We start from the raw sequence: 11,383 nt of genomic DNA, 5'->3' as shown, positions 1-11,383 counted from the left end.
TCTTTTCTTTAATTGGAACACCTAGTGTCTTTAGGTTCGAGACATTAGGTACACCAGGAGCCATTATCAATCAGGGCCAGCTAGAGGTGACACCAGGAAATAACCTAACCTTACTCGGTGGCACTGTGATCAGTACTGGAGAACTGGTAGCACAAGATGGAAAAATTACGGTAGCTGCTGTACCAGGGGAAAGTTTAGTGAAAATTAGCCAAGAGGGGCACTTGCTCAATTTGGAAATTCAGCCCCTACTAACTGACCAACAATCCTTGACGCCTGTGCAATTTCCTGAACTTTTAACTGGCGCTGATGTAGGTCATGCCACAGAATTCAAGGATAATGGTGATGGTACTGTAACGTTGAAAGATTCAGGCATCACTTTGGCCTCTGGAGATGTAGCGGCAAAGCAAGTAACGGCACAGACTGCAACCCTATCGGCCAAAAATAACCTGACTCTAGTAGAAAGCCAGCTGTCTACTACGGGAGACTTAAACCTACTGGCTCAGAATGAAGTGGTGGTAAGGGATACTGTTGAGAATCCCTTCAATGCTATAGCGGGAGGAGACCTCTACATTCAGGGGGATTTAGGTATTGATATTCTGGCACTGAATCATCCCAAGACACCTTTTCAGAGTGGCGGTAATCTCAGTTTAGTTAGTGATGGGATTATTTCCGGAGATGCTCACTTTGCCAGTGATGGTAGTTTCTCGATTCTGAATTTATCTAGTAAACCAGGTAATTTTCTGAGCTTATATGACCCGATTATTATCTCTAGAGGCGATGTCATCTTTGGGGATTATACAGGAGCTTCTCTGAAAGTAGAATCTACCGGAAGTATTCAGGGGGGAAATATAAAGATCACACAGCCAGATACCACTGGCTCGATTCCCACTTCCGATCCAGATTTTGATAATTTGACCCAAAGCCGCTCTCTGATTTTGCGAGCAGGTTTGAGTGAGGATCAATTGAGTAATCCAGTTAATTTTGATCCTAATCAATCAGTCACGGTAGAGGGCACAGAATTTTCTAATCTCGAACAGAATTCATCGGAAGGGAGTATCACTATTGGTAATATCGATACGAGTTCTGATCAGGGTGATGCTGGACCTGTAATCTTATCAGCTCAAGACGACATTATATTCCGTAATAATGATGGTTTGATTATTACCACGATTAGGACGACAGAAACAGGGGGTAGTAATTCTGGTGATGTAACCTTGGAAACTGCACAGGGAAGCATTCAGGTAAATGGTGAGACTCTCACAATTATTACCGAGGCATCAAACGGTGGAGATTCTGGTAATATAACCTTTAAGGTTCCAGATTCAAACAATGTTAACTTTGATAATATTGAGATCAACACACAAGCTCAGAGGGGTGGAAATGCTGGTGATATCATAGTCTTCGCTCCTGACATTACTAGCGAAGCTGATAGACAAGCAATACGAGAACAAATAGAATCTAACTCACGGTTAGATGCTATCAGAGGTACACCAGGAGAGATTACTTTTAATCCGGGAGACCCAACGGATGGTGGCACCGGTACACCACCGGATGATGGTGACACCGGTACAGATACACCAACCGATGGTGGCAGCGGTATCGATACACCAACCGATGGTGGCAGCGGTACAGATACACCAACCGATGGTGGCAGCGGTATCGATACACCAACCGATGGTGGCAGCGGTATCGATACACCAACCGATGGTGGCAGCGGTATCGATACACCAACCGATGGTGGCAGCGGTATCGATATACCAACCGATGGTGGCAGCGGTATCGATATACCAACCGATGGTGGCAGCGGTATCGATACACCAACCGATGGTGGCAGCGGTATCGATACACCAACCGATGGTGACACCGGTATCGATACACCAACCGATGGTGACACCGGTACAGATACACCACCAGATGATGTAACGGTTTTACTACCGGATGATCTAAAAGTTTCACAACAGGTAGACTCAAAAATCCCCACACCGGATAACTCATCAATAACACCGCCAGAGGTTCCACCATTGGTAGAGCAACCAATTACACTGGAGGCGACTGTTAAAAGTGACCTAGTCTATGGCATAGAAAAAGCCTTCACAGAAGAATATCAGGCATACTTTCTGCGACAGCTCAAGACCAAAATTTATACTCAGAATGATGTGCGCGATCGCATTCGTGAGCTTGAGCGGGAGACGGGTCTCAAGAGTGGGGTTATTTATGTCAGTTTTGTCAAAAACTCCCTGACATTACCAGGAACGCGATGCCAAACTCCAGCAATCCCAGCAGCCGAAATTGACCGACGATTTGGTTACCAAGCCTCTGATCTATCTTCAGAACCGGAAAAATGCTTACAAAAAACCGATGACCAGCTAGAACTGTTGCTGATCACAGCAGAGGGTAATCCAGTTCTGCGGCGAGTCTATAACGCAAATCGTGCTGAGGTCCTAGCTAAGATCAGGACTTTTCATCGAACACTGATAAATCCCCGAAGCTTTGATGATAAGGAGCATCTCAAACCAGCTCAGCAACTTTACCAATGGCTGATCGGACCGTTGGAGGCTGAGTTAAAAGCTAATAAGATCGACAGCCTGATATTTGCCATGGATCAGGGTTTGCGCTCCCTACCCCTGGCTGCTCTGCACGATCAAAAGAACTATCTAGTGGAAAATTATAGTGTCAGCCTGGTGCCTAGTCTTAGTTTGACCTATTCTCGGTTTACCAATGTTCAATCCTTCCGACTGCTGGCGATGGGAGCCTCCCAATTTTCTGATAAAGAGGATTTGCCTTGGGTAAAAGTCGAGTTACAAACAATTATCAACAAACTGTGGAAAGGTAACTATTTTCTCAACGAAAGCTTCACTCTGGAAAATTTAAAGGCTCAACGAAAAAAACGGAAATTTGGCATCATTCACTTAGCTACCCATGCTCAGTTTAATCAGGGAGCTCCTGAAAATTCTTATATTCAAATGTGGGACAAAAAACTGGGGCTCGATGAACTGGAAAATCTATTTTCTGAGCCATCGGTAGAGTTGTTGGTACTCAGCGCTTGCCAAACTGCTTTAGGCAATCGGGAAGCAGAGCTAGGTTTTGCTGGATCAGCGTTTCAGGCAGGGGTTGACTCCACTTTAGCAACCCTTTGGTCTGTCAGTGACCAAGGGGCTATGGGGCTGACTACTGAGTTTTACCGTCAGTTAAGAAAGACACCCAGTAAAACTGAAGCCTTGCGACAGGCACAGTTAGCAATGATTCGAGGCAATGTCCGGATTGAGAATGATCACTTATATATCTCTGGTAAGAGAATTGCGTTATCTTCACAATTGTCAGAATTTGGAAATCAAAGCTTTAGCCATCCCTACTTTTGGGCTGCTTTCCTGCTAGTTGGTGATCCGTGAACAGGGAGTAGGGAGTAGGGAGTAGGGAGTAGGGAGTAGGGAGTAGGGAATCGGGAGATGGGGAGATGGGGAGATGGGGAGATGGGGAGATGGGGAGATCCTGACTCAGATGATAAAATACATCAAGACAATGAGAAAAAAAGTATTTAAAGATACTAAATTAATCTCAAACTAATTCTTCCCTCTCCTCCCTCTCCCCACACTACCCCCTCTCCCCACACTCTTCCCCCTGCTCCCTGCTCCCTGCTCCCTGTTCCCTTTAAACTCAAATACTATGTCCTAAACTATACTTCCCTTGCTATAACCCAATCGTTTTCAGCATTTCCAAATGCTTTGAAACCGGTACAAGGGTATTGGCAGTAATCATCCCGCTGGCGGCAACTGCTGGTAAACCAATACCGGGAAAGGTTGAGTCTCCACAGCACATTAGTCCAGGTAGGGGTGTGCCAGGACCAGGAAAGATGCCAACTCCTGCTCGAATTGCTGGACCGTAGGAACCTCGGTGGCGGCGCAGAAAGCGTTCGTGGGTCAGTGGTGTACCGACTAGAGTGACTTCACAACGGGAACGAATGTCTGGAATGATCCGCTCCAATCCTTTCCACATGATTTCTGCACGCACCTGCTTTTGTTGTGCATAGGCTTCACTGCTACGACTCATCCCCTGCCAGAGTTCATAGGGTTCGTTACCTGGAGTATAAACGTGAATCACGTGTTTTCCTGGTGGTGCTAGGGATGGGTCTAGAAGGGATGGAATCGATAGCACTACTATATTCTGGGGAGCGGTAACACCCTTTTCCCAGTCATTAACGATAATGTAGTGGCAGGCTAGGTCTTTTTCTAGTCCTTGAGCATCAATCCCTAAGTGGAGATGCATGAAGCTGTCACACTCAGGAGTAGCGTTTCTCTTGGCTCGATAGGATTTTGGTATTGCTGAATCTGGCAGTAGTTTGAGGGTATCCCATACTGAGATATTAGACACTACTGCTTTACGGGCTCGGATTTCTTTGCTGCCCCGCAGACGCACACCTACGGCACGGTTGTGCTCGACTATCACTTCTTCAACATGAGCATTAACTATCAACTGACCGCCATGTTTTTCTAATCCCCGCACCAGGGCATCAACCAGGGCACCACTACCACCAATGGGATAGTCTAGCACTACCCCTGGTCGATACCATTCCGCAAACATAAAGGCCATCTCTGCCGCAATGGTTCCATCCGCTGGTAGTCCAGATAATAGAAAACAAAGCAAATCGAGCCAATTACGGCTAAAGTTGTCTTTGAGAACACCGTCCATAATCTGGCTAAAGGGTCCTCTGAGCTTGATAGAATCCCCAGCATATCGTAGGAAAGAGGGGGCAAATCGGCTGAGGGTGACTACTGCGCCAAGATCAAAACGGATGGCAGCGAGGGGAATTGCGATCGCAGCCTTAGCTAGGGGTTCCATCACCCGCTGAAGCTCACGCCATTCGGTTACAGCATCATTACCACGAAGCCTGGCTAGAACCTCACAAAACTGATCCGCACCAACGGAGGTGTCAAAGTCCCCTTCAGGCAAACGGCAACCCCATGTGTTGTAGTTTTCCCATGTTAAATCCTCACCAATGGCATCTAGCAGTTGTCGCAGAGGATTGGAAGAAGGGCTATAAGACAAACCTGAGTAAAGAGACGGACCGGAGTCAAACTTGAATCCATTGCGCTCAAAAGCGTGAGCAGCACCACCAGGGATTGAGTGGCTCTCGCAGACTGTAACGTTAAAACCGTAGCGAGCTAGAAGAGAGGCGCAGCATAAACCACCAATCCCACTGCCAATTACAACTATATCTGTTTCTTTACTCATTTAACCTTGGGCTCGATAGTTTGGAATGTTGTTTATTTTATAGTAGGGAGTAGGGAGTAGGGAGTAGGGAGTAGGGGTAATAAAATTTACGGTTCTTCAGTATCTGTTATGGTAGGCTATCCCTTTTTATAGCTTTGATAGTTTTATCATTTATTTTTTATGCTAAATCGAAAGTGAAATAGCATTCCAAATAGGGCGTTGGTACTGTTCTGGTCATCCGCTTTTCCCTGCTCCCTGCTCCCTGCTCCCTACTCCCTAAAACCCATAACACAATTACCTCAAGCAATTGATAATTGCTATAAAAATTCTATATTACCAATTTCTCTCGAATCGTTTCTTCATTTGCCCTAAACCCTACCAATACCGCTGTGCCATCCTTCACAAACAGAGGTCGTTTCAGCAGCATCGCATCTTTTGCAAAAGCTTCAACCCACTGTTCATCTGTCCAAGTCTTTTTTTCTTCACCTATTTCACGGTAGGATTTTCCAGAGGTATTACGCATGGGTTTAGAGCCCAAAGCTTCTACCCAGCTGCTAATCATTTCAGCAGTTGGTGGATGCTCTTTTGTGTTGATAAAATCATACTCAACACTGTTATCTTGGAGCCATTTAAATGCTTTTTTGCAAGTGCCGCAGTTGGGGATACCGTAGACTTTAATTGACATAATTTTTCTCCTTATTTTAAAAAAAGGGAATAGGGAGTAGGGAGTAGGGAGTAGGGAGTAGGGAGTAGGGAGTAGGGAATTTGCCGATTTTAATTTACCGACAACTGGGGCGAATTATAATTTTAAATAGGGTGTAGAGCGTAGGATATAGCAGATTAAATTTATTTAATTTATTACTAAATTCTACACCTGGTAACCCTACACCCTACCCTAAAACTACACTTTGAATTTATCGGTAATTCGCTGCATCGCTTCTTCTACATTTTCCCGACTATTAAATGCGGAAATGCGGAAATAACCTTCCCCGGCAGCACCAAATCCAGAACCAGGGGTTCCGACTACATTGGCAGTGTTGAGTAATTTATCAAAGAAGTCCCAACTGGATAGACCATTAGGTGTTTTGACCCAAACGTAAGGGGCATTTACGCCACCATATACTGTTAATCCAGCGGCTGTTAGTTGATCGCAAATAATTTTGGCATTTTCCAGATAGAAGTTAACTAGTGCTTTAACTTGCTCTTGGCCTTCTTCAGAATAAACGGCTTCAGCGCCCCGTTGTACAATATAGGAAACCCCATTAAATTTAGTACAATGGCGGCGGTTCCAAAGTGGCCACAGTTCTACATCTGAACCATCGGATGCTTTGGCTGTTAGGGTCTTTGGTACTACTGTTAATGCACAGCGGGTGCCGGTAAAGCCTGCATTCTTGGAAAAAGAGCGGAATTCAATGGCACAATCCCTTGCTCCCTCAATCTCGTAGATGGAGTGGGGTAGGTCTGGGTCAGTGATAAAGGCTTCGTAGGCTGCATCAAAGAAAATGACCGAGCCATTAGCTTTGGCATAGTCTACCCAGGTTTTGAGGTAGTCTTTGCTAGCGGTTGCTCCGGTAGGGTTATTGGGGAAGCACAGGTAAATTAAATCAACCTTCTGGGAGGGAATCTCAGCGGTGAAGTTGTTCTCGGCGGTAATCGGTAGATAAACTAAACCCTCATACTTACCGCTATCATCAGCATCCCCGGTATGACCAGCCATGACGTTGGTGTCTACATACACGGGATAAACTGGGTCAGTAACGGCAATCTTGTTATCGTTGCCAAAGATGTCGAGAATGTTGCCAGTGTCGCACTTGGAGCCATCGGAGATGAAAATTTCCCCAGGGTCAATCTCACACCCCCGGCTTTGGAAATCGTGGCTAGCAATTTTTTCCCTTAACCAAGGGTAGCCTTGCTCTGGACCATAACCTTTGAAGGTGGCGCGATCGCCCATTTCTTCAACGGCTTTGATTATGGCGGTGCGGCAGGCGGCTGGTAGTGGTTCGGTAACATCACCAATCCCCAGCTTGATTAGCTTAGCATCGGGATTGGCTTCTGCGAAAGTATTGACCCGTCGCGCAATTTCGGGAAATAGGTAGCCAGCTTTGAGTTTGAGGTAGTTATCGTTAATGCTTGCCATAGTAGATTGGTATATACGCCCTCAACACAGCTTACACTTCTTTCAGAAGTCGGGAATAGGGAGTAGGGAGTAGGGAGTAGGGAATCGGGAATCGGGAATCGGGAATCGGGAATCGGAAAAAAAACAGCGTTGCTGAATAATGGAATGATTGGAAAAGTTTTTAGGTGCGCTTGACCCATTAAGAATTAAATTCGCCACGGATCGCACCTGTAGAATGGGCATCCTGCCCGTTCGAGATCTGGTCGAGTTGCGTAGGGTGCGTTAGGGACGGGCTCGCCCTGATTTTCTCGGTAGCCAGTTTTGGGAAATTCCGTCCCGTAACGCACCACTGATAGCTGATATGGAAATTCCGAAATTACTCAACACTGAAATCAGTGATGTAGCAGCAACATCCCTACTGACTTTGTATTGCCATGCCCTAGAAAGTCAGTCAAAAGACACAATTTTAGATGATCCATTAGCTGTTGAAATTACTGATAAATTAAACCCTGAATTATCCCAGTCAGATAACAATTTTTATCAAAGCTTGGCTAAGGGCAAGGTAGAAAAAAAATTGGTGGTTCATATTGCTATGCGCGCCAAACGCTATGATGATTATGTCAGAAATTTCCTGGAGCGATCGCATCACGGAATTGTTGTTAATATTGGTTGTGGCTTGGATCCTCGTTTCCACCGGATCGATAACGGTAAGGTGATATTCTATGACCTTGATTTCCCAGAGGTGATAGCGGTTAAAAAGAAACTGTTGCCAGAAACTGACCGCTATCGTTTTATTCCGTCTTCGGTCTTGAATTATGAATGGATGGAAGCAATAAGACAGTTAAACAATGCTTCAGTGCTGTTTATGGCAGAAGGCGTGTTTATGTACCTTCAAGAAGACGAGGTAAAATCATTAGTGTTGAAACTGCAATCAACTTTTCCAGGCTGTGAACTTATTGCTGAATTTTTCAAGGCTGCTTGGTTAAAGCAGCCCCTGCAAGGAATAATGAACAGAAAATTACAACGGGATTTGCATTTGGGAAACGATGCTACGTTCAAGTTTGGAATTCGAGATAGTAAAGACTTGGAGGGTTGGAATCCAGGTATTGAATTCCTGGATGATTGGTTTTATCTTGACGAACCAGAAAATAAACTTGGTTTGCTGAGAGTTTTGAAAGATATTCCATTTTTCAGGAAAATACAGTGGACTGCTCGCTATAAGTTAAATTGAAAGGGAATCGGGAATCGGTAGTCGGGAATCGGGAATCGGGATATCCGATAAAAAAATGTTAATCCGTAAATACAAATTATCAGATGCAAACGCTGTTGTCGATGTCTACAAAAATGCTATCATGGAAATAGCTTCAGAAGCGTATGATAGTAAACAAGTAGAGATTTGGTCATCCTATCCTAAGGATACCGACCAGTTTACCAAACGGCTGAGTATGGGAATAACACTTGTTGCGGTTGATGGCAATAAGGTGGGGGCTTTTGGTCAATTACATCCCGCTAATCACATTGATTTACTGTTTACGGCAAAAGACTACTCTCGCCAGGGTTATGCTACAGCGATTTACCAACAATTAGAAGATGAAGCGTTAAGGCAAGGGGTTACTTGTCTCTATACTGAAGCTAGCAGAATTTCTAAGTATTTCTTTCTCAAACAGGGATTTACTATTATTGAACCGGAGACTGTATTCCTCAGTGGGGTAGGGTTTGAACGGTTTAGGATGCAAAAGGTCATCTAAGCGGTCAGCGGTCAGCGGTCAGCGGTCAGTGGTCAGTGGTCAGTGGTCAGTGGTCAGTGGTCAGCTTATTTTATTCAAAAGCTGTTCGGTGTAGCTTGGCCTACAGCCAATGGCTGTTCGCGTAGCGTGCGCGTAGCGCATAAGCTGATAGCTTATAACTGATAACTGATAGCTTACGGCTGATAGCTGACGGCTGATAGCTAATAACTGATAGCTGATAGCTGATAGCTGATAGCTGATAGCTTACCCATTGATTACCTGTAAAGCGGTCAAGTTCAAATCACCGAAAGTCTGAGAAACAATCTGCTGATTCCCACTAAATTCTTGTTTTTGATAACTACCGTCTTTCAAGACTAGGACAGTTACTAATTGGTCTTGGGAGTCAATAATCCAATATTCAGGAATAGCCCTTTGTTGGTATTGTTTTACTTTATCACTGTAATCACGTTGGTAGTTTTCATCATTTTGGTTTCTGTAGGGGCTAACTACCTCCGCAACAAACTGTGGGGGCTCCATATCAAGGGTGATAGTTAGGCGTTTTTCCGTTTGGAGAAGATGTGCTTCCGTAAGCACTACCAAATCAGGATAGCGGTTTTGAGGATTTCCTGGAACTTGCAATTCGCAATCGTGTATCCTGATTAAACGAGGGTTAATGTGTTGGGCTAATTGATACATTAGCCACATCGCCCTCCAACTATTTGATTCACTCTCCGGTGGCAATTGTACTAACTCCCCATCAACCAGCTCATAACGGTTATCTGTGCCGTCATCATATTCCAGGTATTGGTCAAACGTGAGTTTGGAGGTGGTTTTAACCATCGTGCCATTCGCAGTTACTGACTTTAATCCTACAGTTTCTAGCGTGAACTACCCCGACTTACTTCTTTGTTCGCGAAGCGTGGCCAAAGGCCAAGTCGGGGCTTCCAGCTTCACGGAAGAATGCCTTAACTTGGACGGGCGTCCACGTCTTGGTCTTACTTCTTCTCCACTGGCGTTGACCTCCCCCGTCCCAGAGGAGGATAGCATTCTGATCCCTTCTGCTCTAATATTCTTTGCCGCATTACCATCTCTGTCGTGGTGAGTTCCACAACTTGGACAAGTCCAAGCCCTGACATCCAGTGGCAACTCCTTGATTCGGTAATGACAATTAGAGCAGGTTTTGGAACTAGGAAACCATCGGTTTATTTCAACTAATACCTTTCCTTCTTTTTCGCACTTATAAGACAGGAAGTTTACAAAGGTTCCCCAACCCATATCAGAAATTGCTTTAGCTAATTTATGGTTACGTTCGCGAAGCGTGCGCGTAGCGCACAGCATGCCCTTGACATTTAGGTTCTCGACTACCACCACTTGGTTGTTGTCAACTATCTTTCTAGATAGTTTATGCAGATAGTCTTGGCGGACATTTCTAATCCGTTCGTATACCTTGGCTACAATCTTTATGGCCTTTTTGCGTCCATTGCTGCCTTTTTTCTTTCGGGCAGCGATACGCTGTTTTTTAGTCAGTTTCTTTTCGGACTTGGCTAAGTGCTTTGGATTCCCAAACTTGGAAGTCTTTTCGCCATCGTAGGTAATAGCAAAATCCTTAATACCCAAATCAATTCCGATAACATTTCCTTTTTTGGAAGGCTGCAAATCATCCGGCTCATATTCCATTAACACCGAAGCATAATATTTTCCAGATGGAGTCTTGCTAACGGTTACAGTTTTAATTTCTCCATCTAGTGGTCGATGGATTATTGCTTTGATAATGCCTAATCTTCCAGGGAACTTCAAGTAGTTGCCAACTTGTTTTACGTTCTGGGGATACTGAATTGATTGACGATGATGATATGATTTGAACCTAGGATATTCAGCCCTACCCTGGCCGTAGGCCACGCTGACGCGAACAAAGAAATTTTGATATGCACGACTAAGATTGAGACTCACGGATTGCAAAACCTGAGAGTAACAATCTTTTAGCCATTCAGTCTCTTTTTGTTTTTTGAGCTTTGGCAACATAGAGTTGAGTGCAGATTGTTTTAGCCCCTTGCCAGTTTCTTTGTAGGTTTCTATGCACTGATTCAAAGCATAGTTCCACCACCAACGAGCGCATCCAAAATGCTGAGCTAACACTTGAATTTGCTCTTGTGTGGGATAAATTCTAACTTTGACGGCTTTATGTTTCATTGCACTCAAACTTGTTGGAGATGAAACCTTAGAATAAAGAAGCCTTTATGGTTAGTCGGCTATGCATAAAAGGGTTAAATCTTTGTGATTAAGGCTTCTTTATTCTTACGGTAACTTCAAAATCGACCATGCTTACTATTAT

Annotated in this window: 9 protein-coding genes; 3 read left to right on the top strand and 6 right to left on the bottom strand. The window is 44.6% G+C overall.

What is annotated here, in order from left to right:
- The coding region (locus F6J94_RS21750) for a CHAT domain-containing protein (protein ID WP_293044074.1) at positions 1 to 3,389 on the top strand (3,389 nt) is incomplete at its 5' end.
- A gap of 298 nt (positions 3,390 to 3,687) precedes the next feature.
- On the opposite strand, the gene F6J94_RS21745 is transcribed toward F6J94_RS21750, so the two are convergent.
- The 4 genes from F6J94_RS21745 to F6J94_RS21730 form a co-directional block, all read right to left on the bottom strand.
- Positions 3,688 to 5,229, bottom strand: a complete 1,542-nt coding sequence (locus tag F6J94_RS21745) for an NAD(P)/FAD-dependent oxidoreductase (RefSeq protein ID WP_293044072.1) — start codon at positions 5,227 to 5,229, stop codon at positions 3,688 to 3,690.
- A gap of 307 nt (positions 5,230 to 5,536) precedes the next feature.
- Positions 5,537 to 5,893, bottom strand: coding sequence for a Spx/MgsR family RNA polymerase-binding regulatory protein (locus F6J94_RS21740; RefSeq protein ID WP_293044070.1), 357 nt, complete (start codon positions 5,891 to 5,893; stop codon positions 5,537 to 5,539).
- A 216-nt stretch (positions 5,894 to 6,109) separates the two neighbouring features.
- A complete protein-coding gene (locus tag F6J94_RS21735) occupies positions 6,110 to 7,345 on the bottom strand; it encodes an LL-diaminopimelate aminotransferase (protein WP_293024268.1) in 1,236 nt (411 codons plus the stop codon).
- Positions 7,346 to 7,387: 42 nt separating this feature from the next.
- Positions 7,388 to 7,567: a hypothetical protein gene (locus F6J94_RS21730; protein WP_293044068.1), complete on the bottom strand. Its 180-nt coding sequence runs from the start codon at positions 7,565 to 7,567 to the stop codon at positions 7,388 to 7,390.
- A 118-nt stretch (positions 7,568 to 7,685) separates the two neighbouring features.
- Here F6J94_RS21730 and F6J94_RS21725 point away from each other — a divergent pair, with 118 nt between their 5' ends.
- Complete coding sequence (locus F6J94_RS21725) at positions 7,686 to 8,555, top strand: class I SAM-dependent methyltransferase (RefSeq protein ID WP_293044066.1); 870 nt, start codon at positions 7,686 to 7,688, stop codon at positions 8,553 to 8,555.
- A 121-nt stretch (positions 8,556 to 8,676) separates the two neighbouring features.
- Positions 8,677 to 9,072 carry a GNAT family N-acetyltransferase gene (locus F6J94_RS21720; protein ID WP_293044064.1) on the top strand — a complete coding sequence of 132 codons (396 nt, stop codon included), beginning with the start codon at positions 8,677 to 8,679 and terminating at the stop codon, positions 9,070 to 9,072.
- A 243-nt stretch (positions 9,073 to 9,315) separates the two neighbouring features.
- On the opposite strand, the gene F6J94_RS21715 is transcribed toward F6J94_RS21720, so the two are convergent.
- Together F6J94_RS21715 and F6J94_RS21710 are read right to left on the bottom strand one after the other, a co-directional pair.
- Positions 9,316 to 9,891, bottom strand: a complete 576-nt coding sequence (locus F6J94_RS21715; protein WP_293024276.1) for a Uma2 family endonuclease — start codon at positions 9,889 to 9,891, stop codon at positions 9,316 to 9,318.
- Between the two features lie 48 nt (positions 9,892 to 9,939).
- Positions 9,940 to 11,241 (bottom strand): RNA-guided endonuclease TnpB family protein, encoded by a 1,302-nt coding sequence (locus F6J94_RS21710; RefSeq protein WP_293024278.1) that lies wholly within the window; start codon positions 11,239 to 11,241, stop codon positions 9,940 to 9,942.
- Positions 11,242 to 11,383: the final 142 nt, after the last annotated feature.

The sequence above is a fragment of the Moorena sp. SIO1F2 genome, assembly GCF_010672755.1.
GTDB lineage: Bacteria > Cyanobacteriota > Cyanobacteriia > Cyanobacteriales > Coleofasciculaceae > Moorena.
Note: the sequence above shows the minus strand (reverse complement) of the source record. Positions and strands in the feature narration are given on the sequence as shown.

What these genes read in the sequence shown, in the direction of transcription:
- F6J94_RS21745 (WP_293044072.1), bottom strand. Translation starts at nt 5,229, where the DNA reads ATGAGTAAAGAAACAGATATAGTTGTAATTGGCAGTGGGATTGGTGGT.
- F6J94_RS21740 (WP_293044070.1), bottom strand. Translation starts at nt 5,893, where the DNA reads ATGTCAATTAAAGTCTACGGTATCCCCAACTGCGGCACTTGCAAAAAA.
- F6J94_RS21735 (WP_293024268.1), bottom strand. Translation starts at nt 7,345, where the DNA reads ATGGCAAGCATTAACGATAACTACCTCAAACTCAAAGCTGGCTACCTA.
- F6J94_RS21730 (WP_293044068.1), bottom strand. Translation starts at nt 7,567, where the DNA reads ATGCCCATTCTACAGGTGCGATCCGTGGCGAATTTAATTCTTAATGGG.
- F6J94_RS21725 (WP_293044066.1), top strand. Translation starts at nt 7,686, where the DNA reads ATGGAAATTCCGAAATTACTCAACACTGAAATCAGTGATGTAGCAGCA.
- F6J94_RS21720 (WP_293044064.1), top strand. Translation starts at nt 8,677, where the DNA reads ATGGAAATAGCTTCAGAAGCGTATGATAGTAAACAAGTAGAGATTTGG.
- F6J94_RS21715 (WP_293024276.1), bottom strand. Translation starts at nt 9,891, where the DNA reads ATGGTTAAAACCACCTCCAAACTCACGTTTGACCAATACCTGGAATAT.
- F6J94_RS21710 (WP_293024278.1), bottom strand. Translation starts at nt 11,241, where the DNA reads ATGAAACATAAAGCCGTCAAAGTTAGAATTTATCCCACACAAGAGCAA.